The sequence below is a fragment of the Streptomyces sp. NPDC048565 genome (assembly GCF_040650935.1).
Lineage (GTDB): Bacteria > Actinomycetota > Actinomycetes > Streptomycetales > Streptomycetaceae > Streptomyces.
This window is the reverse complement of the sequence record NZ_JBEZIH010000029.1, coordinates 36,248-61,322: the sequence shown is the minus strand read 5'-3', so window position 1 is coordinate 61,322 and position 25,075 is coordinate 36,248. Positions and strand designations below refer to the sequence as shown.

The window sequence follows — 25,075 nt, the reverse complement described above, 5'->3', positions numbered from 1 at the left end:
TGGATGGCCGGCTCCTCTGCTAGCGTGCGGCCATGGCAGCGAAGAAGTCCGAGCAGGCGCTCGTCGGTGAGTGGCGCGAGATGCTCGCGCTGCACGCCAGGACCCTGGGCGAGCTGGACCGGGCGTTGGGCCCGCACGGGCTGGGAGCCAGTGACTTCGAGGTCCTGGACGTCCTCATGGAAGCCGGTACGCCGGGCGGCGAGACGTGTCTGCGTGTGCAGGAGATCGCCTCGCGGATCCATCTCAGCCAGAGCGCGCTGTCACGGCTCGTGGCGCGGCTGGAGCGGGACGCCCTCGTACGCCGCGTGATGTGCAGCGACGACCGCCGCGGCGTACGTGTGGAGCTGACGGACGTCGGCCGGTCCCGCCACGCGGAGGCCAGGCCGCTCCAGCGTGAGGTGCTGGCCCGGATGCTCGACGGAGCCGGAGAGTGAAGGCGGCCGGTCCGGCGTCCACGGTCAGATGACCGCAGCGTTCCGCTCCCACAGTCCGGCCACCTCGGGGTCTCCCGAGAGGCCCACGGACGTGAGCGGCCGGCGGTTCCACAGGGCCAGGTAGAGCTCATCGGCCGTGCCGCTCAGTGTGCAGTCGGCGGACGTGTCCAGGTCGGCGGCCCCACGCACCGTGACCGGTGGGCCGGCGGACAGCCGCACGGTCCACACCGCGTCCGCGTCCACGGTCCGCACCCGGAGCGTGCGTGGCACTTCGGTGCGCACCCGGCTCCTGTCGCGGGCGTGAAACCCGGTCAGCAGTTCGTCGATGCCGTCCACCGCGTGCGGTGGCGCCACGGGCGTGAGCGGGCCGCCCCGCGCCGACTCGGCGTCCACCCGGTGGATCCGGGTCTCGTGCGCCTGCCGGCGTGCCCAGAAGGCGAGCGGGGACGGCCCGGAGAATATGGTCCAGCACTCCAGGTCCGCCGGTGCGGCCCGGAGCGCGTCGACCAGCAGGCGGTGGCCCTCGGTGAACCGGTCGAACAGCGCGTCGCCGTCGAGCTCGGGTTCCTCTTCCATGGGGTGGTACGTCCGGTGGCCCTCGACGACGAACGCGGTCGCCCAGCGGTGCACCATGGAGGTGTGGCCGATGAGGTCCCGGATCCGCCACCCCGGGCAGGTCGTGACGGGGGCCTCCGGCCCCGCATCGCGGGCCGCGGAGGCCAGGGCGCGGCCCTCCGTGGCAAGAGCGCTCACATGCTCGGATATCTCCACGGCGGCGATTGTGCCAGACGCGTCAGGCGCTCTGGGGGTGCGCGGAACGGCCGCGGCGGGAGGGGCCGCGGACCAGCTGCGAGAACCAGCCGAGCGCGAAGGCCTGCACGAGCACCGAGACGAGCAGTGCGAGGTAGATGAACCACGCGGGGCCCCCGGAGTCCGCCCCGGCCATCGAGCTGCCCATGAGGAAGACGAACACCGTCGGCGCGGCGAGGAAGAACACCCAGACGCCGGAGAAGGAGGCGTCCTCGTGGGTCACGAACAGCATGTCCACGGCGACGAACACCACGGCCGCCAGCACGAGCCCGAGATAGATCCGTGACGCCGTGTTGCCGAAGGTCAGTCGTGCCGCCGTGCGCAGCTGCCGGTTGGTCTCTATGTGGTGTCGCATGGTCTGCTCCCCTGAATGGCTGATGTCTTCATCGTGCGCCGGGGAAGTCGGCGGCGCCTGAGTACACCTACTCAACCGTTCACGTGTTCGCCCACATTGCGGGCCGTCCAGCCCAGCACCGCCGCGGTGGCGGCCAGCAGTGTCACCGTGGTGAGTGCCACGGGGAGGGAGATCCAGTCGGCGAGGAAGCCGATCACCGGCGGCCCCAGGAGCATCCCGCCGTAACCGAGGGTCGACGCGGCGGCCACCCCGCCGGCCCCGGCGAGCGCACCCGCCCGGCCGACCGCGACGGGGAAGATGTTGGCCAGACCCAGGCCGGCGACGGCGAAGCCGAGCAGCGTCAGCCAGACGGCAGGACCCAGCGCGCCGAGCAGCATCCCCGCCGCCGCCGTGGCCCCGCCGGCCACCAGCGTGCGGGTCTGTCCGAACCGTTCGAGCAGGGCGGTACCCGTGAGCCTGCCGATGGCCATCGTCAGCGCGAACACGGAGTATCCGGCGGCTGCGAGACCCGGGGCGGCCCCCAGGTCCTGGCTGAGGTGCAGCGCGCCCCACTCGGCCAGCGCACCCTCGCCGTACGCCGTGCACAGGGCGATGACGCCGAACAGGATGACGATCCGGCGCGCGTGCGTACCCATCCCCCTCGGCTGTTGCGGGGCGTCAGCCGGCCGCTCCTGCGCGGGGGACGCGGGGGGTCCGGCGCGCAGGAGCGCCGGTGCGGTGGCCGCGGTGACGACAAGTCCGAGGCCCGTCAGGGCGAAGAGATGGGCGGCTGGCGACAGGCTGCCCGCGACAAGCCCGCCCAGCCCGGCGCCGGCCATGCCGCCGAAGCTGAACGCGGCGTGGAAGCTCGGCATCACGGGGCGGCGCAGCGCGGCGATCAGATCGACGGCCGCGCTGTTCATGGCCACGTTCAGCCCGCCGTACGCGGCTCCGAAGAGCAGGAGCACGAGACCGAGGGTGAGTGCCGAACCCATCTGTGCCGGAAGGGCGATGCTCAGGGACAGCAGTACGCCGCAGGCCACGGTGACCCCATGGCTCCCGTAGCGCCGGCACAGCCTGCCGGTGAGCATCATGGTGATCACCGCACCGGCGGACACACCGAGCAGGGCGAGCCCCAGAGTGGAGGCGGAGGCCCCCGTCTGGTGCTTGATGGCCGGGATACGGACCACCCAGCCGGCGAACAGGAACCCGTCGAGGGCGAAGAACACGGTCAATGCGGCACGGAGCCGGGCAGGCGAGGGCGGAGCGGTGTTTCCGCCGAGCTTTCCCGGCCGGGCCGACCGTATTTTGTTTACTTGCGGCACAAAGTGAGCATAGGGTCGTCCCATGACGCACGCAAGGGTGCTGCACCGGTGGCCGGGCGGTGAACGGTACGGGACGCCGCGGCGTCCGAAACGGCCCCGGATCATGGGAGACTCGCCCCCATGAACGGCAAGTCGACCACCACGCGGACGAAGTTGGAGAGGGGCCGCAGCGCGCTCGGGCCCGCCCTGGAGCTCGTGCACACAGGCCGTGCTCCCACCCGCGCCGTACTGACCTCCGAGCTCGGTGTCACCCGTGCCACCGCGGGCGCGGTCGCGGCGGAGCTGGAGGCGCTCGGGCTCATCAAGGTCGACTCGAGCCCGGGCTCAGCCGCCGGTTCGCAGGGCCGCCCCTCGCACCGGCTGTCCGTCCGCGACAGCGGGCCCGTCGCTCTCGCCGCACAGGTGCACTCCGACGGCTTCCGTGCCGCGCTCGTGGGACTCGGGGGCAGGATCGTGGCCACCGCGCCCGGCTGTGTCGCCGTCAAGGCCGATCCCGCCCAGGTCCTCGGCGAGGTCGTCGACGCCGGCGCCCGGCTCCTGCGTGAGAGCGGGCTGCGCTGCGTCGGCGCCGGCCTCGCCGTGCCCTCCGCCGTCGCCGAACCCGAGGGGACCGCGCTCAACCCGCTGCACATCGCCTGGCCCGCGGGGGCGCCGGTCCGGGAGATCTTCTCCAGCCGCGTACGCGCCGCCGGTATCACCGGTCCCGCGTTCACCGCCAACGACGTCAACCTCACCGCTCTCGCCGAGCATCGGCACGGCGCGGGACGCGGCGCCCAGCACCTGCTCTGCGTCGCCACCGGGCACCGCGGGGTGGGTGGCGCCCTCGTCCTGGACGGCCGTCTGCACAGCGGGAGTTCGGGTCTTGCCCTGGAGGTCGGTCATCTCACGGTGAACCCCGAGGGCCGCCCCTGCCACTGCGGCGGACGGGGCTGCCTCGACGTCGAGACCGACCCCCTCGCCTTCCTCACGGCGGCCCGCAGGGAGCCCGGCCCCGAGGAGTCGCTGCTCAAGCAGTCGGGCGGCCTGCTGCGCACGGAGTACGGCGACCCCGATGTGCGGGCCGCCGCCGAGGAGCTGATCGACCGGCTCGGCCTCGGCCTCGCCGGGCTCGTCAACATCCTCAACCCGGACCGGATCATCCTGGGTGGCCTGCACCGCGATCTCCTGGAGGCCGACCCCGAACGCCTGCGCGCCGTCGTCGCCGACCGCAGCCTGTGGGGCCGCAGCGGAAGTGTGCCGATCCTGTCCTGCACGCTGAACCACAACAGCCTGGTGGGCGCCGCCGAGTTGGCCTGGCAGCCGGTGCTCGACGACCCGCTGGCCGCACTGGCCTGACCGGCGGCGGATCCACCTCATCGCCGAGCGAGTGCGCCGGCCGTGGCCGCAGTCGCCGCAGCAGAGGACCGTACGGACCGGGTCACCCCTGCTTGCCGTGCCCCAGCCGGTCACGCTCGGGCGACGACAGGTGCAGCACCTCGTAGCGGTCGCCCGGCGCGCCGGACGGCTCGTGCTCCCAGAGGGTGAAGTACAGCAGTTCCCAGTGGCGCGGGTCGACCGCCAGCGCGCTGACCACGGCTCCGGACGTGCCGGCCAGCCGGCGGCTCTCCTCCAGCGCGGCGTCCACCGCGTCGGCAGGGCGGACGGTGTCCGCGATCCACTCGCGGCGGCGGACAGCCGTGCGGGGGAGCGCACCCGAAGCCACTCCCTCCTGGTGGAGCAGCCCGGTCCAGTGCTGCACTTCGGGGCGGCCGAAGTCATCGACGATGCCCTGGAACCCGGGGCCCCGGAGGAAGGCGTTCATGCCCTCGGGGGCGGACCACAGATACAGCGGGGCGTACTGGTTGACCGGTGAGGCGGCGCCGCGTTCGCGGATCAGATACGCCTTGAGGCCCAGGCCGGGGAAGTCGTCGAGGAGGTGCCCCCGGGTCGCCACGCGCTCGCGGATGATCCCCATGTCGTAGTCGGCGGGCAGGGTGATCTCGTACTGCATGGCATGCATCGTGAGCTCCTCAGGCCGGACGGTTCGGTGTGACGTGTGTGCCGAGCAGGGCGAGCAGTCCCAGGACCGCCGAGTCGAAGGCGGCCGGCGAGCCCGACGCACGCGCCAGGACATAGCCGCCCTGGACCGTGGCCACGACGGCCGCAGCGACCTCCCGGGGTGCCAGGCCGGGGGAGAACTCACCGGTGTCCAGGCCCTCCTGGAGGATCTCGGCGATCCGGTCCCGCAGCCAGCCGATCGTCTCGTCCACCGGTGCGCGCAGCGCCTCGCTGGTCACCACATCGGGATCCATCGTCAGCCGCCCCACCGGGCAGCCCCGCAGCACCTCGCGCTCGCGCAGCAGATAGGCCGAGATCCGCTCGTACGCCGGTCCCGGGCCGTCCAGCAGTCGCCCGGCCGTCTCGCGCATCTCGGCGGAGGTGCGGAGCACGGCGGCGAGTGCCAGCTCGGGCTTGCCCGCGAAGTGGTGATACATGCTGCCCTGGCCCGCTCCGGCGTGCTGCTGGATCGCCTTGGGGCTCGTGCCCACGTATCCGCGCTCCCACAGGAGCTCCTGGGTGGCCTCGATCAACCGGTCCGGAGTGCTCATACCAGCACTGTACATACCAGTAGGTACAGGATCCATCGCGTCCGGTCCGGCCGGGAAGCAGGGTCTCGGCCTCGGCGTACTCCCGTGGCCGTACGTGAACTGCCGCCGCCCGTACGACGCTCCCGGCCCCCTCGCGGAGCGAGTCTCGTAAGTGACAGGAACGCACGGACGAAACCCTGACCGAGGAGCTGACCGAGATGAACACCCTGGCGAACCACGGAGGGCCAGGACCCTGGATCCTCTTCTTCCCGATCATCTGGGCGGCCGTCGCCGTCTGCGTCGTCACACTGCTGCGCCGCACCGTGTGGCGTGGCCGCCGGGGCCCGTGGCAGCGGCACGGTGTCCGGCGGGACGGCCCGGCGGGACGGCCGTCGCCGATCGATCTGCTGGGCCGGCGCTTCGCCGCCGGTGAGATCGACGAGGAGGAGTACTGGCGCAGGCTCTCCGTCCTGGACGAGCCCTACGGCCGCTTCGACAAGGGCGGCCCGGGCGATCTCTGAAGGCAGGTGAGGCCCGGGCGCGAACGGGCAGGAGCGCGTCGGTCACAGCGGACCGGCGCGCTCCTGTGTGCGCTGTGTACGGTGCGCGGCCGGATCCCGGTCAGCCGACGACGGCCGAGCGGGCCCGCGTCCGTGCTGCCGTCGGCTCCATGAGCCCCACGATGTCCGACCCGAACGGGCCGTCGGTCGTGGACCCGTACACCGGGAGTGGGGGCAGGGCGGTGGTGAACGACGGTGCGGGCAGGGTGAACCAGATGACCTTCCCCGCGTCGTCACTCGGTCGTACGCCCCAGCTCTCGCTGACCGCGGCGATCATCGCCAGTCCGCGCCCTGAGGTCGCGGACGAATCGGCGTCGCAGACGGTCGGCAGCCGGGGGTCGTGGTCGTGGACGGAGACCGTCAGCCGGTCGAGCAGCAGCTCGATCTCGACGGTGCATGATTTGTCCGGCTGTGCGTGCCGGTGGACGTTGGTCAGCAGTTCGGTGACACCGAGCGCTGCCGGGTCGATCAGAGGATCGAGATGCCAGTAGCGCAGTTGCGCCGAAATGATTCTGCGGACCTGACCGATCCGCGACGGCAGGGCCTTGAGCTCCACCGCGCAGTGCCTGCTTGGCTCGCTGATCACGGCTGCGACTCCCCGAAATAGGTCCGGAAGAAGACGAAGGAACGGATCCAGCAGATGGCTGACTGCTGTGTCTGGTCATGCGTGGTCCGCCCTGCGTGGCTCCCGGCGGGGGCGGCTTTCGCTGTCACCGCCGGTGCACCATCAGTGACGTGTGACCAGCGTGACTCAGGGGGTTGGGCTCCGCAACTCGCGGTGTGCGCACCGGGCCGTAGCGTCAGGTCCGTCGTCCCGCGGCACTGCGCAGCGCCTCCAGGAACCGGCGGACCGGCGCGGCACCGCCGGGCCTGCGGTTGCGCTGGCCCATGGTCAGCCGGTACCGCACCCCGTCGATGCGGGCGATCGCCGAGTCGGCGGCAAGGAACCACGGCCTGCCCGCGCTGACCGCGCTCACCGGGGCGCTGGCGATCTCCCGCCCGTTGCTCGTGAGCAGCGCGATCCGGCCGTCCTCGACGATCACTTGGCCGGCCCTGGTCAGGGACCGCGCCCACCGCCGGATACTGACGTCACTCGCCCTGAAGTCGGCCGCACCGAACCTCGGCGCACCGAAATCCGCAGCGCTGAACTCTGTCTCGGCCATGACGACTTCGCCCCCCTTGTACCGGCTCCTGCAAGTCTGCCCGGGGAGAGGGCCCGTACGCCAGCCCCCACGGCGACCGATTTGCGGCCGAAGACCCGGATCGGGACGTCCCGGTGTACGGCGGCGGGGCGCGCCTGGGCCAAGGGAGGCCTATGGGTCGTCAAAGTGAACGTTTGTGCAGGTAGGGGGCATATCGTGGAACGTACGGAGTACCGCCGTCACCCGAAGGAGACCGTTGATGGACACCGGTGAGCACACATCTGGCGGTGGCGTCATGGAGACCGTCGACGTCGACCGCAGCGACCCCGACTACCGGGCCTGGCTCAAGGAAGCGGTGCGCAAGGTCCAGGCCGACGCCAACCGCTCGGCGGACACCCACCTCCTGCGCTTCCCGCTGCCGGAGCACTGGGGCATCGACCTCTACCTCAAGGACGAGTCGACGCACCCCACGGGCAGCCTCAAGCACCGGCTGGCGCGTTCGCTCTTCCTGTACGGGCTCTGCAACGGCTGGATCCGCCGCGGCAAGCCGGTCATCGAGGCCTCCAGCGGCTCGACGGCCGTGTCGGAGGCGTACTTCGCGAAGCTGATCGGTGTGCCGTTCGTCGCGGTGATGCCCAGGACCACCAGCCCCGAGAAGTGCCGCCTGATCGAATTCCACGGCGGGCAGTGCCACTTCGTCGACGACTCGCGCCGGCTGTACCAGGAGTCGGCGGCCCTCGCGGCCGAGACGGGCGGTCACTACATGGACCAGTTCACCTACGCCGAACGCGCCACCGACTGGCGGGGGAACAACAACATCGCCGAGTCCATCTACCAGCAGCTGAGGCTGGAGCGGTACCCGGAGCCCGCCTGGATCGTCGCCACCGCCGGCACCGGCGGCACCTCCGCGACCATCGGACGCTACGTCCGCTACATGCAGCACGACACCCGGATCTGCGTCCCTGACCCGGAGAACTCCTGCTTCTTCGACGGATGGACCCGGCACGACCAGCTGGCGACCAGTGACTGCGGCTCACGCATCGAGGGAATCGGCAGACCCCGGATGGAGCCGAGCTTCGTGCCCGGGGCCATCGACCGGATGATGAAGGTGCCCGACGCGGCCAGCGTCGCCGCCGTCCGCGTGCTGGAGCGGGCCATCGGCCGCAAGGCAGGCGGCTCGACGGGCACCGGACTGTGGAGCGCCTTCAAGCTCGTGGCCGAGATGGTGGAGCGGGGGAGCACCGGAAGCGTCGTCACGCTGTTCTGCGACCCGGGCGACCGCTATCTCGACAAGTACTACTCCGACGCCTGGCTGAGCGGACAGGGCATGGACATCCGGCCCTACACCGGGACGATCGACCACTTCCTGGCCACCGGCACCTGGCCCGCCTGAGCCGGCCGGCCGTGGCGCGGACACGGCTCGCCAGGGGCCTGGAAGGCGTTCGACCGCGACCGCGTGCGGTGCGTCAGTCGTCGAGCAGGCTGGCGAGCTCGCGGGAGAAGACCCGCCTGCCCGCGGTCACCAGGAGTGGATCGGCCCAGCGGGGGAGCAGCCTCACACGCAGCTCCTCGACCCAGATCACATGCGAGCCCGAACCGGTCGGGCAGACGTCGATCGACGCGCGGCCACGCACCACGGAGCCCCGCTTCTCCAGCAGGCACACTCCCGCACGGCCGGCGGCGGGCGGGGTCCACCGCACCACTTCCATCGGATCGTCGAAGCCGAGCGGCCCCACGCCGGTACGGGCCACGAAGACCGTACCGGTGCGGGTGGGCAGGCCCGTCGGGACGGTGACCGAGGTGAGGGGGACGGTCCCGCCGTGCCGCTCCCAGTTCGTCACCCGGCGCCATGCCTCGGCGGCGGGCAGGGGAGTGAAGCGCTCTATGCGGAATACGGCCACCACCCGATCCTAGGACGTCCGCCACTCAGGAGAGCCGCAGCCGGAAGCCGCAGCCGCAACCGCGGGCAGCAGCCGTGGCCCGCTACTCCTCCGGCGGACCGCCCGCCACCACCAGGCCGGGCAGCTGCTCCTCGATCTCCTGCCTGGCCGAGTCCGGCAGGCCCGCGTCCGTGACGAAGGAGTCGACCTCGTCGAGCGAGGCGAACGAACTCAGGCCTACCGTGCCCCATTTGGTGTGGTCCGCGACCACCACGACACGCCTGGCCGCCCGCACGAAGCGGCGGTTCGTCTCGGCCTCGGCGAGATTGGGCGTGGAGAGACCGGCCTCCACCGAGATGCCGTGCACACCGAGGAACAGGACGTCGAAGTGGAGCGATCCGATCGCGCGGTCCGCCACCGGTCCGACCAGCGAGTCGGAAGGCGTACGGACCCCGCCGGTCAGCACCACCGTGGCGGCACCCGCCCGTGAGCCGACCGCCGTCGAAGGACGCTGCGCGCCGTGGAACACATCGGCGACCCGCACCGAATTCGTCACCACGGTCAGCCCCGGTACGTCCAGGAGGTGCTGGGCCAGCGCGTACGTGGTCGTACCGCCGGAGAGCGCGATCGCGCTGCCGGGCACCGCCAGCGTCGCCGCGGTGCGCGCGATGTCCTCCTTGGCACCGAGCTCCAGCGTCGACTTGGCCTCGAAGCCCGGCTCGTGCGTGCTCGCCTCGACGACCGGGACCGCGCCGCCGTGGACCTTCTCGATGACGCCCTGGCGCGCCAGCGCGTCGAGATCCCGGCGGATGGTCATGTCGGAGACGTTCAGCTTGCGGGTCAGCTCGTTGACTCTGACTCCGCCGCGCTTGCGCACATCGTCGAGAATCAGCGCACGCCGCTGCTCCGCGAGCAGGTTCTGGTTCTCGCTCAACGGGGGCCCCGGTCCTTCCCTCTGTCCGCACGGTCCGGCAGCGGTCCTGCGGGACGCCTTCATCCTGCCACGCACCCCCATGGGCCGTCCCACTGGGGAGATTCGGTGAGAGCCGCTGCGCCGGACGCCTCCCGTCCGCGATGGTGTTGACTGCGTATCAGCTCAGATCCAGCCGTCTCCCCCCACCGGCCGCGAGCCGGACGGACCAGAGAGCGAGTCACCGACCATGCCCCCCGACCTCACGCCCGAGGCCGCGCAGAGCAGCGGCGCCGCACTGGAACTGCTCGTCCACGGTGTCGGCGGCGCCACCCCGCAGGAGATGCTCGGTGATCCGCGTACGACCAGGATCACCGGAGACATCACCGCCGCCGTCCACCGGCGCACCGAGGACGTCGGCGCCGAACAGCACCCGGAGCGCCATCGTGACGGGCCCATCCCCGAGGCCTACTGCTGGTCCAACCTCACCTCGGGCAACGGCTCCCGGGCCCTGTGGCTGCTGCTGCTCCCCTTCATGGTGGTCAACCTCGCCCACTGGATGCGCCCTTCCGCACAGGGCCGCACCAGGACCGTCCGGCTCTACGGGCTGCTGGTGCGCCTCGTCGCGCTCAGCCTGACCGTGCTGCTGACCGCCGCGGTCTGCGAGGTCGCCCTCGACCTGGTGGCCTGGCAGTGCGCGGGGACACCCGACTGTGCGGGTCAGCGCTCCTGGCTCGGTTTCCTCTCCACCGGGCAGGGCGGATGGTTCGCCCAGCCCGGACGCCGCCTGGCCGTCGTGGCGCTCGTGCCCACCGCCCTGGTGGGACTGCTCTGGTACCTGTCCAACCGAACCTGGAGCGCCTACGAGTCGCAGCGCCCCCTGACCTGGGACGACCCGGAGAGCGACGAGAGCGACGAGAGCACGGACGCGGAGGCGACCTCCGGCGTCCCCGTGGTCCGCCCGGCCCTCGGCAGGCCCGGCTTCTGGTACGGCCGCAGGCTGGTGGCCAGGCTGCGCGCGGCCCACACCGCGGCCGGATTCCTCACGGTCGCGGCCACGGTCGGCGGCGCGGCCGCCCGGCACGACCGGGGCGCCGACGGACCCGTATCCGAGGTGACCGGCGTCCTGTTCGAGACCGTCCTCGTCCTGTGCGCCCTCGTCGTCGTCGCCGTGATCTGCCACCGGGGACGCAGCGAGCGGCGCCTCGACCACCGGCTCGACCGGGCCGTCACCACCTTCCTGCCGGGCACCGCTCTCGTCCTGCTGCTCTGGTCGGTGGTGTACGCGAGCTGGTCACGCCCCGGCTGGGTGTCCTCGGGCTCCCTCCCCGGCGAGGCCGTCTTCCGTACCCTCGCCCTCGGCCAGGGCCTGCTCGTCGTCCTGCTCGCCCTGGTGGCCCTGAACCTCCACCGGAGCGCCCCCGAGCCCCGCACCACCCTCAATGGTCTCGGTGGCCCGGCGGTCGCCATGCTCGCCTGCGCCCTCGGCGGAGTGATGACCGGCGGGATCGCCCAGCGCGTGGCCGACTGGCTCGACGGCCCCGGCACCCCCGGCATGGGCGAGGGCACCGACATCCAGGGACCGCCCGTGCTCCTCAGCTGGCAGGCCTCCGTCATCCCGGTCCTGCTGCTGCTCCTGCTGCCGCCCATCGTCTGGCTGGCGGTCCGCACCACCCGCCACGCCCGGCGGCTGGGACCCGCGATCGAGGCGGAGTACGAGGAGAAGCGCCCCGAGCCCGGACGCACCGCGCGGATCGCACGCACCCGGGCCACCGCGGCGCTCACCGACTCCGCCCCCGGCATCATCGGACTGCTGTCATCGGCCACCCTGCTGCTCGGCGCCGGAGCGGTGGCCGGTTCCTGGCTCACCGGCGACGTCCCGGGACTCGCGGCGGACAGCACAGGACCGTTCGTCGAATCGGTCGCCGAGACCGCCCAGTCGACCGGCTCCTGGCTGACCGGCTTCGGCGTGATACTGCTCGTCGCCCTGGGCCGCCGCGCCTACCGTGACGTCTCGGCCCGGCGCACCATCGGCATCCTCTGGGACGTCGGCACGTTCTGGCCGCGCGCCGCCCATCCGTTCGCGCCGCCCTGCTACGCCGAGCGCGCCGTCCCCGACCTCTCCTCCCGGATGAGCGCCTGGACCGGGCACACCCGCGGCAGGCTCGTCATCTCCGGCCACTCCCAGGGCAGTGTGCTCGCCGCCGCCGCGGTGTGGCAGCTCCCCGACCGGGCCCGGCGCAGGGTCGCGCTGCTCACGTACGGCTCCCCGATCGAGCGACTGTACGGGCGCTGGTTCCCCGCCTACTTCGGCCGGCTCCCCCTCGAAGGTCTTGAGCGGTCCGTGCACTGCTGGCGCAACCTCTGGCGGGCGACCGACCCGATCGGCGGGCCGGTCCGGATCGACGAGAGGGACGGCCAGGAGGTGGACAGGGGCCCGCTGAAGGACCCGCTGGTCTACGGCCGCACCACCGAACACCCGCTGCCCGAGCCCATCCTGGGGCACTCGGACTACCAGGCCGACCCGGTCTTCGCCGTCGAGCGCGCCGCCCTCCTGGAACGGCTCGGGCCCGTCGTGCCCCAGCAGGCGGGCGCGCACGACCTGGGTACGGCGGCTCAGGGCAGCGCCGGAAGGTCCTCGGGGTAGAGCATGGTGAGGTCGTCCGTGCTTGGCTCGCCGATCCGGGCGACCCGGCCGGCGTGCCGCTCCACCATCGACTCGAAGGTCTGACGGGCCGTTCGGCCGTTGCCGAAGGCGGGGCCCTTGGGAAGCGCCGTGAAGTACTTGAGCAGCGCTTCCCCCGTGCCCTCCGCCAGGCTGTACTCGTGCTCGTCGCTCTGCTGCTCGACGATCCGCAGCAGCTCGTCGGGCTCGTAGTCGCTGAAGGTGATGGTCCGTGAGAAACGGGAGGCCACGCCGGGGTTGACGCTGAGGAAACGCTCCATCTCGTGCGTGTACCCGGCCACGATCACCACCACGGCGTCGCGGTGGTCCTCCATCAGCTTCACCAGTGTGTCGATGGCCTCCCGGCCGAAGTCACGGCCGGAGTCCTCGGGCGACAAGGCGTACGCCTCGTCGACGAAGAGGACCCCGCCGCGAGCCCGGTCGAACGCCTCCTGCGTACGGATGGCCGTGGACCCGATGTGTTCGCCGACCAGGTCGACGCGGGACACCTCCACGAGATGGCCGCGCTCCAGGACACCCAGCGAGGCCAGGATCTCCCCGTACAGCCTGGCGACCGTCGTCTTGCCCGTGCCCGGGGACCCGGTGAAGACCAGGTGCCTGCGCACCGACGCCGCCTTCAGACCGGCCAGCCTGCGGCGCCGTCCCACCTCGATCATGTCCGTCAGCGCCCGCACCTCGCGCTTGACGCTGTCGAGGCCCACCAGCGCGTCGAGTTCGCCCAGTACGGCGCCCGAGTCGCGCGCCGGCTCGGCCGGGGCCGCCGGCTCGGCGGCCCGCTGCTCCGGTATCGCGCCGAGCAGCCCGGGCGTCGCCTGCGTCGCCGTCAGGACCGCGGGGGGCGGGGGAGCGGCGGCGTCGCCACGCAGACCGCTCTCGTCGCTGGTGCAGTCCTGTACCACCGGACCGCCCGTGTGCCCGTCGCCGCCCGCACCGTCGGCGAATTCGTAACCGCCCCGTGCGCAGCGCTCGGTCCTGCAACGCGTCAGCGTCGAGCGGCAGCCGTCCATCACATGGAAGCCGTAGCCGTCGCTGCCCGAGACCCGGCAGCTGTCGAAGGTGCCCCGGCCCTCTGCGGAGACATAGAAACCCGCCTCAGCGGGCGAGGTGACCGTGCACCTCTCGATGGTCGGATCGGCGCCCTTGGTGACGATGACGCCGGTCTGCGCCGCGTCGATGGTGCAGTTGTTCAGCGTGCCGCCGCTGCCGTGGTCGCGGAACCAGGCTCCGGTGGACGCCTCGCGGATCCGGCAGTCGTCGAGCTGAGCGGTGGCACCGTCGCTCACCGAGACCGCCGTGTTGCGGATCTGGGTCAGATCGCTGTCCACGACATCGGCGCGGGAGCCCCGGTCGAGGACGAAGAGCGCGTCGGGCACGTCGTGGACGCGGCACGAGTCGAGTATGACCGTGGCCCCGTCGCTGACCCACACGGCCGGGTAGTCGCCCGTACTGTCATGGATCTCGCACTGGTTGGCGTCGACACGGGTGCCGGGATCCCAGACCGAGAGGCCGTTGCGGCCGAACCGGCGGACGGTGGAACGGGTCAGGGTGAGGACCGAGCGGGAGCGCAGGTCGACCGCGTTCTCCGGGATGTCGTGGATGTCGCAGTCCGCGAGTGTGAGGACCGCGTCGGTGTCCAGGGTGACCCCGTCGGCGGACGTGCGGTGCACGGTGCAGTCCGTGAGGTGCGCGGTGCCGCGGGAGGCGACGTGCACCCCGCTGCCCTTGATCTCGTACACCTCGCAGCCCACCGCTTCCAGGCCGCTGCCCTCCCCGGTGACGCTCAGCCCCGCGCCCGACGCGTGGTGCACACGGCAGCGTTCGAGACGGGGGTGCGCTCCGCTGCGCACCGAGACACCCGACTGTCCGGCCGAGACGATCTCGCACTCGTCGAACACACCGCCGGCGCCGTCGAGTACGGCGATGCCCACCCCCGCCGGGTTGTCGACCGTGCAGCGGCGCACGGTGGGCCTGGCCGCGCCCCGCACCTCGATACCGGCGGCCGACCTGGTCACGACGCGCAGATCCGACAGCTCGGGAGCGCCCTCCTCGACCAGCAGCGCGGGAGCCGCCGAGTCCTGGCCCTCCACATGGATGTCCTGGACGACGGCGGAGGCACGGACCGTCAGGGGGACGCCGTCGGCCGGTGCGATCCGCACCGAGCCGGCGGACCCCTCGGGCCCGCGCAGTGTCACCGCGCGGTGGACGACGAGATTCTCCCGGTAGGTGCCGGGCGCGACGGTGAGGACGTCACCGTCCGCTGCGGCCTCCAGGGCGGCGGCGAGGGATGCGTACTCGCCCGTACGGCGCCGCCAGCGCGATGTGCCGGTGTGCGTCACCTGGACCGTGCCCTGTGCCATGGTGCTGCCGTGCCCCCACCTTGTGCCGTGTGCGCTGCCTCGTGCCGCCGGTCCACCGTAGCGCGCGCGAGGGGCGCGGGTTGACGGGCAGACCACCGGTCAGCCGTGTACGGGATGACCCGCGGCCTGCCGGGTCAGGTGCCCGTACCCGTTCTGCCCCAGTCGGGGCCGACTTGGGCCCAGGCGCGGTCGAGCCGGGCGTACCGTCGTTGCATCATGCGCCATACGACGAATCTGCGGGCCATTTCCGTCAGACCGCCGGCGAGCAGCGTCGAGCCCACGCCCGCGAGCACCCCGTGGATACGGGCCGTCGAGGTGTCCATGGGGCGCATCACCGAGCGGCCGTGGGCGTCCGTCCAGATCTGGATGCGGGTGCCCGGAGCCGTCTCCGTCGGCCCCGCCGTCACGGTGCCCGTCCGTGCCGTGCCGTCCGGGGCGAGCCACCGGGCCACCACCGAGGTACGCATGGAGCCCTCGGTGACGGCCGCGTCGGGGTCCTGGGCGATGCGGGACGTGCCGGGGACCGCGCGGACCACGAAGGCCGGGGTCGGGCGGCGCTGCTCGTGCTGGGTGCGCACCGTCCGCCGGAGTGCGTCGTCCGTGAGGGAGCCGGCTCTCCAGCCGAGCGCAGGAGCCGCCAGCATCAGCAGCAGCGCGACCAGCGCCACCCATGCCTCATGACGGTCGGTGGCACGGTACAAGGGATTGTGCCGCCATCGCCGGAGTCCCAGAACCGCTCGCACAGTCATGCACCCCCTTCTCCCTGTCCGTGATAGCCCGGGAGGACGGCGATCACGCCCTCCGGCAGAGAAGAGAGAGTAACCTCACGGCGCGGCCAACGCCCCACGCGCCCGCACGAGTTCCAGCCGGTCAGCACAGGACCCGCACGGGGTCCCCGACCCGGATCACGCCGGTGCCCTCCGGGATCAGGTTCTGGCCGAAGAGCAGGTGCCTCCCGTCCCGCCGGTGCCGGGCGAGCGTATGCAACGGCTCCTTGCCCCGCGCCGCCGTCCGCTGGTCGGTGGTCGTGATGACGCACCGCCCGCACGGCTTGGCGACGCGGAGGACGACCTCCCCGATCGCGATCCGCTTCCAGTCGTCCTCGGCCCAGGGCGGGGTGCCGTCCACGACCACGTTCGGCCGGAACCGGTCCATCGGCAGCGGACCCTCCCGCGGATGATCCCCCTGGGCCACCAGCGAGTTGAGGGCGTCCAGCGAGGCACGCGTGGTGAGGAGCAGCGGGAAGCCGTCGGCGAGCGACACGGTCTCGCCCGGCAGGGCGAACGCCGGATCGACAGGCCTGCGGTGCGACGGCGCGTCCAGATGGACGAGCCGGACCTCCGCACCGAGGCATGCGCTGAACCAGGCGTGCGCGGCGCTCCCGGCCACCGCCACCGTGACCTTGTTCCGGTGGAGCTCGGCGACGACCGTGCGGGCCGGATCGGGCACCTCCACCGTCAACGACGGCCTCCCCGGCGCCGACAGGGCCACTCCACCGCCGGTCAGTGCCTCGGCGGACAGCAGGGCCATACGTGGCTGCTGTCGCTGGGTGACGACCCTGTTCCCGTCGTCGATCAGCATCCAGCGGCGGTCCCCGGCGAGTCCCCATGGCTCGACGGCGACCGTGTCGGCCACGCATGCGGCCAGCGACTTGACCGGATGGACGTATGCGGCGCCGAGTACAGGTGAGAGCATGCCGTCATCCTGCCAGTGGTCACTGACAGTGGGCGGCTGCGTCCGTCAGTACCCGCGGCCCTGGTACGGGCGGTTGTACGGCTCCTCGTACGGCGACTGCGCGGGAGTGGGCGCGGGCCGGGGGGACGCGGGACGCATCGCCTCGTAACCCGTACCGGGCCGTTGCTGCTGTTGCGGCGGCTGCTGGTAGCCGCGGGGCGCCGACGGCTGCTGCGGGATGTACGGCGCCGGAGCCTGCTGCAGCTGTGCGGGCTGCATCATCGGTGCCTGCTGCATCCCGGCGTTCTGGTACTGCGGCTGCGGGTGGCCGTAGGACCCGGTGTGCTGCGACGGGGCCGCGGGCAGCGCCGGGAGCGCCGACGGCAGAGCCGGAAGGTAGCTGTTCCCGGTGTCGTAGGCGGCAGGGACCCGGATCGGCGCGATCTGAGGGGTACCCCGCTCGGCGACCAGGGAGTCGTAGATCGGCGTGTCGGGGAACGACGGCGCGGCGTAGTAGCCGCTGCCGTAGGTGGAGCGGGGGGAGGTCATGACACATAAGTTAAGCCCACGATGTGCTGGTTGGGGAGCCCCCAATCCTAGGGTTATCCGATTTACGCTGGTTTTGGGTGGCCGCCCTGTCAAAACCTCGCTAAAGGCTCCGTTAACAGCGAAGGCACTTCCGTGATTTCGGGGTTCCGGGGTTCCTGTAATTGCACGGGAGTGGAGTGTGGGCTCCCCGGGGGCCGGGGATTAGGTTGGCGGGAAACTCTCCGGGCAGCCGGACTGGTGATGGGGGCGAGCATGAGCATGCAAAAAGGAACCAATGTCGCGGTGCCGGCTCGGGCCGTACGGGTCGAGTTGGGCTGGCGTACCTCTCCCGGGACACCTGACGTGGATGCCTCCGCACTCCTTCTCGTGACGGGAAAGGTGCGCGGCGACGCGGACTTCGTCTTCTACAACCAGCCGGTGCACGCGTCGCAAGCGGTGCGCCACGAAGGCAAGCGGACGGCCGGGGACTCGGTCACGGACGCCCTCGCCGTCGACTTCGCACGGATGGAGCCGGCAATCGACCGTGTCGTGGTCGCGGCCTCTGCGGACGGTGGCACCTTCGGACGGGTGAGCGGCCTCTACGTGAGGATCGTGGACCAGGCGAGCGGCTCCGAGATCGCGCGCTTCGAGAGCGCGGACGCGACCGTCGAGACCGCGTTCATCCTCGGTGAGCTCTACTTGCGGCAGGGCGCCTGGAAATTCAGGGCGGTGGGCCAGGGGTACGACACCGGACTGGCGGGCCTCGCGACGGACTTCGGCATCTCCGTCGACGAGCCGCAGCAGGCGCCGCCGGCCCAGGCGGCCCCACCGTCTCCCGCGCCCCGGCAGGCGCCGCCGCCGCCTCCGCAGGCACAGGCCCAGCAGGTACCCCCGCCCCCGCCTCCCGCGCCGCCCGTCGCGCAGCCCGTACGGCTGACCAAGGTCACGCTGACGAAGGACGCCCCTTCGGTATCCCTGTCGAAACAGGGCGGCACCTCCGGAGCGTTGCGCGTCAACCTCAACTGGGAAGTGCGCAAGCAGTTCAAGGGCTGGGGGGCCAAGCTCGGCAGGGCCGTCGCACAGCACGCGGACCTGGACCTCGATCTCTGCGCGCTGTACGAACTCACCGACGGAAGCAAGGGAGTCGTGCAGGCACTGGGAAACGCCTTCGGTTCTCTCCGGCAGCCGCCCTATATCCACCTCGACGGCGATGACCGCACAGGTGCCGTCTCGACCGGCGAGAACCTCACGGTCAACCTCGACCACAAGGACCGGCTGCGGCGCGTCCTGATCTTCGTCACCATCTACGAGGGCGCCCGCAGTTTCGCCGATCTGCATGCCACCGTCACACTCCAGCCGCAGAACGGCGCGCCCATCGACTTCTCCCTCGACGAATGCACCGTGCCCTCCACCGTCTGCGCGCTCGCTCTGATCAGCGCCGAGGGAGGGGACCTCACCGTGCAGCGCGAGGCCCGCTATCTCGTCCCCCGGCGCGGGGTGAGCCCCCAGCGGACGATCGACGCCGCCTACGGGTGGGGCATGAACTGGACCCCCGGGCGCAAGTGACCCGCAGCGGGTGAACCGATGCCGCTCAGGGTTCCGGCGCGGCCTCGGGACGGGCGTACGTACGCCCCTTCCAGGCCGCGCCCAGCCCCCGGTAGTGCTGCACCGCGGAATCCACCGTCATCAGGAGGTAGAGGACCGCGGTGAAGGGCAGCAGCGGCGCCAGCCACAGCGACTGCCGGTAGTACCCGAGCATCGGCATGTAGGTCCCCGCCATCACGGCCCAGGCGACCCCGCCCGCCACCGCCGCCACCGGATCGTCCCCCAGCACCCCGGCGCCCAGCGTGACCGGCGGCGCGACGTAGACCAGTCCGAGACCGAGGACCGTGCCCGCCAGCAGCCACGGACTGTGCCGCAGCTGCGCGTACGCACTGCGCGAGACCATGCGCCACAGGTCCGCCAGCCGCGGATAGGGCCGCACGCTGTCCACACGGTCGGCGAGCCCCAGCCAGATCCGGCCGCCGCCGCGCCGTACCGCACGCGCCAGCGACACGTCGTCGATCACCGCCGAGCGGATGGACTCGGGGAGCCGCGCCCGCTCGACGGCTCCGGCCCGCAGCAGCACACAGCCACCCGCCGCAGCGGCCGTCCGTGAGCCCTTGCCGTTCACCCGGCGGAACGGGTAGAGCTGCCCGAAGAAGTAGACGAAGGCCGGCACCACAAGACGCTCCCAGGCGCTCGTCACCCGCAGCCTGGCCATCTGCGAGACCAGGTCGAATCCGCCCGGGCCCTCGCTCCCGGCCGCGGCGACGAGCTCCCGCAGACTGTCCGGCTCATGGGCGATGTCGGCGTCCGTCAGGAGCAGGAATTCAGGCTTACGCCGCCGGGCCAGCGCCATCCCGTGCCGCAGCGCCCAGAGCTTGCCGGTCCACCCCGGCTCCGGCTCGCCGGGTGCCACCACCGTCAGCGGCAGCCCCCCGTACCGCTCGGACAGGGCGCGGGCGAGCTCACCCGTGCCGTCCTCGCTGCAGTCGTCGACCAGGAAGATCTCCGCGTCCCCCGGATAGTCCTGGGCGAGCAGTGACGGCAGGCTCACCGGCAGGACCTCGGCCTCGTCCCTGGCGGGTACGACCACCGCCACCGAGGGCCAGCGGTCGGGCTCCCCGCGCACCGGCAGCCGCTGGTCGGTCCGCCAGAAGAAGCCCTGACCCAGCAGCAGCCACACCCACACGATCAGTGAACCCACGGCGACCCAGGCAACGGCACTCATCCGTCGAAGTGTGCCCCACTCCGGCGATACCGCAAGGGCCGTCGACTATGGTGACCGGGTGAAGATCGCACTCATGGACTCGGGAATCGGCCTGCTCGCGGCAGCCGCCGCGGTACGCCGGCTACGGCCCGATGCCGATCTGGTGTTGTCGTCGGATCCCGGTTCGATGCCCTGGGGGCCCCGTACGCCCGAGGAAGTGACCCGGCTCGCGCTCGCCGTCGCACGCGCTGCGGCGGCCCACCGGCCGGATGCCCTGATCGTCGCGTGCAACACCGCATCCGTCCGCGCCCTGCCCGCGCTGCGCGCCGAGCTGGAGCCCGGGCTGCCGGTCGTCGGTACGGTGCCCGCGATCAAGCCGGCCGCCGCGGGAGGCGGCCCGTTCGCGATCTGGGCCACCCCGGCGACCACCGGGAGCCCGTACCAGCGTGGGCTCATCCATGACTTCGCCCGCTCCGTGGAGGTCACAGAGGTCCCCTGCCCGGGTCTCGCCGACGCGGTGGAGCACGCGGACGAGGAGGCGATCGACCGCGCGGTGGCCGCGGCAGCCGCCCTCACCCCGGCCGATGTGACGGACGTCGTGCTGGGCTGCACCCACTACGAACTGGTGGCCGAGCGCATTCGCGCCGCCGTCGAGGCCGGCCGGCCGGGCCGCGCGCCCCTCGTGCTCCACGGCTCCGCGGACGCGGTGGCCGCCCAGGCGCTGCGCCGTGTCGGGGCGGCGCCCGCACCGTCGGCCGAACCCGTCGGCACGCTCGACGTCCTGCTCGGCGGACACGCGGCCGACCTGCCAGGAACCGCTCTGGTCTATGCCGAGGGCCGGCTGCTCAAGGCAGTGACCTCCGCCATCTGACCGCGCCCGGCGCCCCCCTACGGCGCGGAACGTGGGTACGCTGCTTGGCATGACGGACCACCCCGGTAACAGGTGGCACGGTTCGAGCCAGGCCGCGGGCACGGTCTGGACGGGACGGGCCACCAATCGCTTCCAGTGGCTGCTCGCGGCTGTCGGCGCGGCCTGCCTCGCGCTCGGCATCGAGCTGGCGGTCGACTCGGCCTGGAACGGCGGCTTCGCCCCGCTCCTCATGTCCGTCATCGGCTGCGTCGCCGCAGGGCTCCTGATCCTCTTCGGGACACTCGCCTTCGTCCACGTGGCCGTCAAGGTCGACGGCGACGCGCTCGAAGTGCGCTGCGGCCACGCCGGACTGCCCAGGCGCCGGATCCTCCTCACCCATGTGGTCGGTGCGGACTTCGCGCCCACGGTCACCCCCCGCCAGTGGGGCGGCTGGGGCTACCGCTGGCGGCCCGACCAGGGCACTGCCGTGGTCGTACGCCGGGGGGAGGCGCTGGTGCTCAGGCTGGGGGACGGCAGGACGTTCACCGTCACGGTGGACGACGCGGAGGCCGCCGTACGCTTCATCCGCGACCGCCTGCACCTCACCGGCGCCGGGAAGACCTCGGGGCGCTGAGCCCGGCAGGACCCGTCCCCGTCCTCTTCCGCTGTCGTGGAACGGCCGGAGCGGCTGCCGCTCTCACAGCCGCTCACCGTAGACTCCGGCAGGTGAGCGCCACCATCACCACCGTCGAACCGCCGCCCGCCCCCGCGCCCCGCAGCAGAAGGCTGTCGCCGCGGCTCGTCCGGCCGGCCGCCGCCCTGCTGTCCGGTGCGCTGCTCTACGCGAGCTTCCCGCCCCGGCCCCTGTGGTGGCTGGTGCTGCCGGGCTTCGCCTTGCTGGGCTGGGTCCTCACCGCGCGGCGGGCGCGCGCGGCGCTGGGCCTCGGCCTCCTCTCCGGCCTCGGCTTCATGCTGCCGCTGCTGCACTGGACGGGGGAGGAGGTCGGCCCTGTTCCCTGGCTCGCGCTGGCGCTCGCCGAAGCCGTGTTCATCGCCGTCGGCTGTATCGGTATCGCCGCCGTCTCCCGGCTCCCGTACTGGCCCGTCTGGGCAGCCGCCGTCTGGACCCTGGACGAGGCGCTGCGCGCCCGCGTCCCGTTCGGAGGCTTCCCCTGGGGCAAGATCGCCTTCGGCCAGGCCGACAGCGCCTTCCTGCCGCTCGCCGCGCTGGGCGGCACCCCGCTGCTCACGTTCGCCGTCGTGCTGTGCGGCTTCGGGCTCCTGGAGGCCGTCCGGCAGGTCCTCCGCTACCGCGCCACCCGTACCGTGCCCCGCTCCGCCGTCGTCGCCGCGGCCGTCACCGTGGCCGCCCCGGTCGTCGCGGCGCTGGCGGTCCTCCCGCTCGTCGACGACTCGCCCGAGGACGGCACCGCCACGGTCGCCGCGATCCAGGGCAACGTGCCGCGCCTGGGGCTCGACTTCAACTCCCAGCGCCGGGCTGTCCTGGACAACCACGCGAAGCGCACGGAACAGCTCGCCGAGGACGTGGAGGCCGGGAAGGTGCCCCGGCCCGACCTCGTCCTGTGGCCGGAGAACTCCTCCGACCTCGACCCGTACCGCAACGCCGACGCCCGTGACGTCATCGACCGCGCCGTGCGGGCCATCGGCGCCCCCACCGTCATCGGCGCCGTCCTCACCCCCGACACCGGGCCTCTCCGCAACACGCTGATCCAGTGGGATCCGGAGAGCGGGCCCGTGAGCACGTACGACAAACGGCACATCCAGCCGTTCGGCGAGTACATGCCCATGCGGTCCGTCGCACGGATCTTCAGCAAGGACGTCGACCGGGTCCAGCGTGACTTCGGCCCCGGCAGCAAGGTCGGGGTGTTCGACCTCGCGGGCACGAAGGTCGGGCTCGTGACCTGTTACGAGGCAGCGTTCGACGACGCCGTACGCGACACCGTCAAGCACGGTGGACAGCTGATCGCCGTACCGAGCAACAACGCGACCTTCGGGCGCAGCGAGATGACCTACCAGCAGCTGGCCATGAGCCAGGTGCGGGCGGTCGAGCACGGGCGGTCCGTGGTCGTGCCGGTCACCAGCGGCGTCAGCGCGGTGATCCGGCCGGACGGCACGATCGTGGAGAAGACCAAGATGTTCACCCCGGACGCCCTGGTCGACGAGGTGCCCCTGCGGTCCTCGCTCACGCCCGCCACCCGGCTGGGTGCCCTGCCCGAAGGTATTCTGGCGCTGCTCGCCGTGGCCGGTCTCGGGTGGGCCACGGCCAGGTCGGTGCGTGCGAGGAAGGCCCGCTCGGCCGGTACGGGGAACGTTCCGGACGCCACGTAGGCTCGGGCGCATGGCTACTCCAGACTTCATCCGCGACATCCGTGCCACCGCCGGTCACCAGCTGCTTCTGCTGCCGGGAGTCACCGCGGTCGTCTTCGACGACCAGGGCAGGGTGCTGCTCGGCCGGCGGTCGGACACCGGCAAGTGGTCGGTCATCGGCGGGATCGGCGAGCCGGGCGAGGAGCCCGCGGCGACAGCGGAGCGCGAGGTGTACGAGGAGACGGCGGTGCACTGTGTCGCGGAGCGGGTCGTGCTCACCCAGGCGCTGAAGCCCGTGCAGTACGCCAACGGCGACCGCTGTCAGTATGTCGACATCACGTTCCGCTGCCGTGCCACCGGCGGCGAGGCGCGGGTCAACGACGACGAGTCGCTGGAGGTCGCGTGGTTCGACGTGGACGCCCTGCCGTCGCTGGGCGAGTTCTCGCTGTTCCGGATCAAGCAGTCCCTCACTGACGGCCCCACCTGGTTCGAGCCCACCCCCGCCGCCGGGGTGTGACGGGCCCGGTTCGGACACCACCGGCGTCGGAGGGCGGTACCCGCGGCCTGGCCGGAGGCGTATGTGGTGGGACGTCATAGTTCGGACGGGCGGTGTGCGGGACGGCGCCACCCTGGGAACACGCCCTACGCGGAGGTGTCCCCGGGCAGCGGGAGCGAGAAGGCGTGGTCGCGCTGTGCGCCGCAGCCGTGGCAGATGCCGGTGAAGCGGGAGAGGGGATGCCCGTCTGCCTCGGAGACGGTGTTGTGCCAGAAGCAGCGGAACTCCCCGCATCCGCAGGACCGTTCGCTGACCGCCGCGAAGGCGCTGGTGTTGGAGTCGTGGCTCTCGGTGTCGCCGCTGTCGGTGTGGGGCAGCCCGCGGTGCCGCCGCATCGACGTCGCCTCCTCCGGGGTGAGGAGGCCCGTTCCGGCGCATTCGATGCACATGCCCGGATCGGAGCTGCCGGCGCACCAGCATCGCCCGTAGCCGCCTGTTCCGCCGCCGTAGGGCCTGCCCTCGCATTCAAGGCACATGCCCCAGCCGTGACAGTCGTTGCACAGCACCCCACCGGCTGTGCTGATCGTGAAGGGCGGCTCGCTCCACTGTCGTCCCGTGTACACGACCGGGGTCCAGCCGGTGAGCGTCAGGATCCCCCGGCCGCCGCCCCGGTGGACCCGCGCTTCGAAGCCCTCGCGCAGGGCCGTCGCCGAGTTCGCCCCGTCATGCCCCGAAGCCCACCTGCGCAGGGTCCAGCCGGCCTCGCTGAAGGCGCCGAGGATGTCCTCGAATCCGGAGGCCGGCGGGCGGCCGTCCCCGCCCGCGCAGAGGAGGACCAGGAAGCGGTGGCCGATGGGCGCGGGGTCGCGCCACCGTACGGGGTCGGCCCATTCGCGGATCGCCTGCGGTGGATGGTCCGGGAACAGCGCTGTCGCGATCTCCAGGAGCTCTCCTCCGAGCCACAGCGCACTCGCGGGGGGCGCAGGGGCGTCGTCCACCGGGCCCTCGTCGCCGGTCACGCCCGTGCGCCCGCAGGTGCCGTCCGCGCGTCGTACGCGCGTCGCACCTGCTCGATCTCGGCGCTGTGCTCGACCGTCCAGTCGTACAGGCGGGTGAACGGCTCACGGAACGATTCACCGAGGGGGGTCAAGGAGTACTCGACACCGACCGGCGAGGTCTCCAGCACCCTGCGCCGGACCATGCCGTTGCGCTCGAGGCGGCGCAGTGTCTGAGTGAGCACCCGCTGCGTCACTCCTTCGAGCTGCCGCTTGATCTCGTTGAAACGAGTCGGGTGTTCGAGCACCGCCAGCACCATCATCGACCACTTGTCCGCGACCTGGTCCAGGATCGGCCGGCTGGGGCAATCCACGCTGAACCGGGGCTCGGAGTGGGTGGCGTTCGGTTCCATGGTGGTGTCCTTCGTGATCCTTGGTGCCCGGAAA

26 protein-coding genes are annotated in these 25,075 nt (G+C 72.0%); 10 read left to right on the top strand and 16 right to left on the bottom strand.

Going from position 1 to position 25,075, the window contains the following annotated elements:
- Positions 1-32 precede the first annotated feature (32 nt).
- Positions 33-434, top strand: coding sequence for a MarR family transcriptional regulator (locus AB0C75_RS29545; RefSeq protein ID WP_362894796.1), 402 nt, complete (start codon positions 33-35; stop codon positions 432-434).
- A 24-nt stretch (positions 435-458) separates the two neighbouring features.
- Here the strand turns inward: AB0C75_RS29545 and AB0C75_RS29540 are convergent, their stop codons facing one another.
- From AB0C75_RS29540 to AB0C75_RS29530, 3 genes are all read right to left on the bottom strand, one after another.
- Positions 459-1,205: a maleylpyruvate isomerase family mycothiol-dependent enzyme gene (locus AB0C75_RS29540; protein ID WP_362894795.1), complete on the bottom strand. Its 747-nt coding sequence runs from the start codon at positions 1,203-1,205 to the stop codon at positions 459-461.
- A 22-nt stretch (positions 1,206-1,227) separates the two neighbouring features.
- Positions 1,228-1,599 carry a hypothetical protein gene (locus AB0C75_RS29535; RefSeq protein ID WP_362894794.1) on the bottom strand — a complete coding sequence of 124 codons (372 nt, stop codon included), beginning with the start codon at positions 1,597-1,599 and terminating at the stop codon, positions 1,228-1,230.
- Positions 1,600-1,670: 71 nt separating this feature from the next.
- A complete protein-coding gene (locus tag AB0C75_RS29530) occupies positions 1,671-2,903 on the bottom strand; it encodes an MFS transporter (protein ID WP_362894793.1) in 1,233 nt (410 codons plus the stop codon).
- A gap of 120 nt (positions 2,904-3,023) precedes the next feature.
- On the opposite strand from AB0C75_RS29530, the gene AB0C75_RS29525 reads away from it, so the two are divergent.
- On the top strand, positions 3,024-4,238 hold the full coding sequence (locus AB0C75_RS29525) for an ROK family protein (protein ID WP_362894792.1): 1,215 nt from the start codon (positions 3,024-3,026) through the stop codon (positions 4,236-4,238).
- A gap of 82 nt (positions 4,239-4,320) precedes the next feature.
- Here the strand turns inward: AB0C75_RS29525 and AB0C75_RS29520 are convergent, their stop codons facing one another.
- Positions 4,321-4,902, bottom strand: a complete 582-nt coding sequence (locus tag AB0C75_RS29520; protein ID WP_362894791.1) for a DUF4865 family protein — start codon at positions 4,900-4,902, stop codon at positions 4,321-4,323.
- 10 nt (positions 4,903-4,912) lie between these two features.
- Positions 4,913-5,491 (bottom strand): TetR/AcrR family transcriptional regulator, encoded by a 579-nt coding sequence (locus AB0C75_RS29515; protein WP_362894790.1) that lies wholly within the window; start codon positions 5,489-5,491, stop codon positions 4,913-4,915.
- A 197-nt stretch (positions 5,492-5,688) separates the two neighbouring features.
- On the opposite strand from AB0C75_RS29515, the gene AB0C75_RS29510 reads away from it, so the two are divergent.
- Positions 5,689-5,991 (top strand): SHOCT domain-containing protein, encoded by a 303-nt coding sequence (locus AB0C75_RS29510; protein ID WP_362894789.1) that lies wholly within the window; start codon positions 5,689-5,691, stop codon positions 5,989-5,991.
- Positions 5,992-6,091: 100 nt separating this feature from the next.
- Here AB0C75_RS29510 and AB0C75_RS29505 read toward each other — a convergent pair whose 3' ends face one another.
- A complete protein-coding gene (locus tag AB0C75_RS29505) occupies positions 6,092-6,616 on the bottom strand; it encodes an ATP-binding protein (protein WP_362894788.1) in 525 nt (174 codons plus the stop codon).
- Between the two features lie 214 nt (positions 6,617-6,830).
- Positions 6,831-7,193 (bottom strand): hypothetical protein, encoded by a 363-nt coding sequence (locus AB0C75_RS29500; RefSeq protein ID WP_362894787.1) that lies wholly within the window; start codon positions 7,191-7,193, stop codon positions 6,831-6,833.
- Positions 7,194-7,431: 238 nt separating this feature from the next.
- On the opposite strand from AB0C75_RS29500, the gene AB0C75_RS29495 reads away from it, so the two are divergent.
- Positions 7,432-8,565: a PLP-dependent cysteine synthase family protein gene (locus AB0C75_RS29495; RefSeq protein WP_362894786.1), complete on the top strand. Its 1,134-nt coding sequence runs from the start codon at positions 7,432-7,434 to the stop codon at positions 8,563-8,565.
- A 73-nt stretch (positions 8,566-8,638) separates the two neighbouring features.
- On the opposite strand, the gene AB0C75_RS29490 is transcribed toward AB0C75_RS29495, so the two are convergent.
- Positions 8,639-9,073, bottom strand: coding sequence for an SRPBCC family protein (locus AB0C75_RS29490; RefSeq protein ID WP_362894785.1), 435 nt, complete (start codon positions 9,071-9,073; stop codon positions 8,639-8,641).
- A gap of 82 nt (positions 9,074-9,155) precedes the next feature.
- The gene (locus AB0C75_RS29485; RefSeq protein WP_362894784.1) at positions 9,156-9,986 is read right to left on the bottom strand and encodes a DeoR/GlpR family DNA-binding transcription regulator; all 831 of its coding nucleotides are present in this window, start codon (positions 9,984-9,986) and stop codon (positions 9,156-9,158) included.
- Positions 9,987-10,212: 226 nt separating this feature from the next.
- Here AB0C75_RS29485 and AB0C75_RS29480 point away from each other — a divergent pair, with 226 nt between their 5' ends.
- Positions 10,213-12,609: a hypothetical protein gene (locus AB0C75_RS29480; RefSeq protein WP_362894783.1), complete on the top strand. Its 2,397-nt coding sequence runs from the start codon at positions 10,213-10,215 to the stop codon at positions 12,607-12,609.
- On the opposite strand, the gene AB0C75_RS29475 is transcribed toward AB0C75_RS29480, so the two are convergent.
- The 4 genes from AB0C75_RS29475 to AB0C75_RS29460 form a co-directional block, all read right to left on the bottom strand.
- Positions 12,579-15,005, bottom strand: a complete 2,427-nt coding sequence (locus AB0C75_RS29475; RefSeq protein WP_362894782.1) for a right-handed parallel beta-helix repeat-containing protein — start codon at positions 15,003-15,005, stop codon at positions 12,579-12,581. The two genes, AB0C75_RS29480 and AB0C75_RS29475, sit on opposite strands and share 31 nt — an antisense overlap.
- A gap of 134 nt (positions 15,006-15,139) precedes the next feature.
- Positions 15,140-15,754: a hypothetical protein gene (locus AB0C75_RS29470; RefSeq protein WP_362894781.1), complete on the bottom strand. Its 615-nt coding sequence runs from the start codon at positions 15,752-15,754 to the stop codon at positions 15,140-15,142.
- Positions 15,755-15,875: 121 nt separating this feature from the next.
- Positions 15,876-16,700 carry an MOSC N-terminal beta barrel domain-containing protein gene (locus tag AB0C75_RS29465; RefSeq protein ID WP_362894780.1) on the bottom strand — a complete coding sequence of 275 codons (825 nt, stop codon included), beginning with the start codon at positions 16,698-16,700 and terminating at the stop codon, positions 15,876-15,878.
- A gap of 45 nt (positions 16,701-16,745) precedes the next feature.
- On the bottom strand, positions 16,746-17,228 hold the full coding sequence (locus AB0C75_RS29460; protein WP_362894779.1) for a DUF6643 family protein: 483 nt from the start codon (positions 17,226-17,228) through the stop codon (positions 16,746-16,748).
- Between the two features lie 240 nt (positions 17,229-17,468).
- Between AB0C75_RS29460 and AB0C75_RS29455 the strand changes: the two genes are divergently transcribed.
- Positions 17,469-18,773: a TerD family protein gene (locus AB0C75_RS29455; RefSeq protein ID WP_362894778.1), complete on the top strand. Its 1,305-nt coding sequence runs from the start codon at positions 17,469-17,471 to the stop codon at positions 18,771-18,773.
- A gap of 25 nt (positions 18,774-18,798) precedes the next feature.
- Here AB0C75_RS29455 and AB0C75_RS29450 read toward each other — a convergent pair whose 3' ends face one another.
- Complete coding sequence (locus AB0C75_RS29450; RefSeq protein WP_362894777.1) at positions 18,799-19,980, bottom strand: glycosyltransferase; 1,182 nt, start codon at positions 19,978-19,980, stop codon at positions 18,799-18,801.
- 58 nt (positions 19,981-20,038) lie between these two features.
- On the opposite strand from AB0C75_RS29450, the gene AB0C75_RS29445 reads away from it, so the two are divergent.
- From AB0C75_RS29445 to AB0C75_RS29430, 4 genes are all read left to right on the top strand, one after another.
- Entirely contained in the window at positions 20,039-20,830 is a 792-nt protein-coding gene (locus tag AB0C75_RS29445; protein WP_362894776.1) for an aspartate/glutamate racemase family protein, read from the top strand.
- Positions 20,831-20,879: 49 nt separating this feature from the next.
- The gene (locus AB0C75_RS29440) at positions 20,880-21,443 is read left to right on the top strand and encodes a hypothetical protein (protein WP_362894775.1); all 564 of its coding nucleotides are present in this window, start codon (positions 20,880-20,882) and stop codon (positions 21,441-21,443) included.
- 92 nt (positions 21,444-21,535) lie between these two features.
- On the top strand, positions 21,536-23,158 hold the full coding sequence (gene lnt / locus AB0C75_RS29435; RefSeq protein WP_362894774.1) for an apolipoprotein N-acyltransferase: 1,623 nt from the start codon (positions 21,536-21,538) through the stop codon (positions 23,156-23,158).
- A gap of 10 nt (positions 23,159-23,168) precedes the next feature.
- Entirely contained in the window at positions 23,169-23,654 is a 486-nt protein-coding gene (locus tag AB0C75_RS29430; RefSeq protein ID WP_362894773.1) for an NUDIX domain-containing protein, read from the top strand.
- Between the two features lie 125 nt (positions 23,655-23,779).
- Here the strand turns inward: AB0C75_RS29430 and AB0C75_RS29425 are convergent, their stop codons facing one another.
- The gene (locus AB0C75_RS29425) at positions 23,780-24,652 is read right to left on the bottom strand and encodes a hypothetical protein (protein ID WP_362894772.1); all 873 of its coding nucleotides are present in this window, start codon (positions 24,650-24,652) and stop codon (positions 23,780-23,782) included.
- Positions 24,649-25,041, bottom strand: coding sequence for a helix-turn-helix domain-containing protein (locus AB0C75_RS29420; RefSeq protein WP_362894771.1), 393 nt, complete (start codon positions 25,039-25,041; stop codon positions 24,649-24,651). The genes AB0C75_RS29425 and AB0C75_RS29420 overlap by 4 nt, the downstream gene beginning before the upstream one ends.
- Positions 25,042-25,075 lie beyond the last annotated feature (34 nt).

Bases quoted from the DNA above. Each gene is read 5' to 3' on its own strand.
- AB0C75_RS29545 (WP_362894796.1), top strand. From the start codon at position 33: ATGGCAGCGAAGAAGTCCGAGCAGGCGCTCGTCGGTGAGTGGCGCGAG.
- AB0C75_RS29535 (WP_362894794.1), bottom strand. From the start codon at position 1,599: ATGCGACACCACATAGAGACCAACCGGCAGCTGCGCACGGCGGCACGA.
- AB0C75_RS29525 (WP_362894792.1), top strand. From the start codon at position 3,024: ATGAACGGCAAGTCGACCACCACGCGGACGAAGTTGGAGAGGGGCCGC.
- AB0C75_RS29520 (WP_362894791.1), bottom strand. From the start codon at position 4,902: ATGCATGCCATGCAGTACGAGATCACCCTGCCCGCCGACTACGACATG.
- AB0C75_RS29515 (WP_362894790.1), bottom strand. From the start codon at position 5,491: ATGAGCACTCCGGACCGGTTGATCGAGGCCACCCAGGAGCTCCTGTGG.
- AB0C75_RS29510 (WP_362894789.1), top strand. From the start codon at position 5,689: ATGAACACCCTGGCGAACCACGGAGGGCCAGGACCCTGGATCCTCTTC.
- AB0C75_RS29500 (WP_362894787.1), bottom strand. From the start codon at position 7,193: ATGGCCGAGACAGAGTTCAGCGCTGCGGATTTCGGTGCGCCGAGGTTC.
- AB0C75_RS29495 (WP_362894786.1), top strand. From the start codon at position 7,432: ATGGACACCGGTGAGCACACATCTGGCGGTGGCGTCATGGAGACCGTC.
- AB0C75_RS29480 (WP_362894783.1), top strand. From the start codon at position 10,213: ATGCCCCCCGACCTCACGCCCGAGGCCGCGCAGAGCAGCGGCGCCGCA.
- AB0C75_RS29475 (WP_362894782.1), bottom strand. From the start codon at position 15,005: ATGGCACAGGGCACGGTCCAGGTGACGCACACCGGCACATCGCGCTGG.
- AB0C75_RS29470 (WP_362894781.1), bottom strand. From the start codon at position 15,754: ATGACTGTGCGAGCGGTTCTGGGACTCCGGCGATGGCGGCACAATCCC.
- AB0C75_RS29465 (WP_362894780.1), bottom strand. From the start codon at position 16,700: ATGCTCTCACCTGTACTCGGCGCCGCATACGTCCATCCGGTCAAGTCG.
- AB0C75_RS29460 (WP_362894779.1), bottom strand. From the start codon at position 17,228: ATGACCTCCCCCCGCTCCACCTACGGCAGCGGCTACTACGCCGCGCCG.
- AB0C75_RS29455 (WP_362894778.1), top strand. From the start codon at position 17,469: ATGGGGGCGAGCATGAGCATGCAAAAAGGAACCAATGTCGCGGTGCCG.
- AB0C75_RS29450 (WP_362894777.1), bottom strand. From the start codon at position 19,980: ATGAGTGCCGTTGCCTGGGTCGCCGTGGGTTCACTGATCGTGTGGGTG.
- AB0C75_RS29440 (WP_362894775.1), top strand. From the start codon at position 20,880: ATGACGGACCACCCCGGTAACAGGTGGCACGGTTCGAGCCAGGCCGCG.
- AB0C75_RS29430 (WP_362894773.1), top strand. From the start codon at position 23,169: ATGGCTACTCCAGACTTCATCCGCGACATCCGTGCCACCGCCGGTCAC.
- AB0C75_RS29420 (WP_362894771.1), bottom strand. From the start codon at position 25,041: ATGGAACCGAACGCCACCCACTCCGAGCCCCGGTTCAGCGTGGATTGC.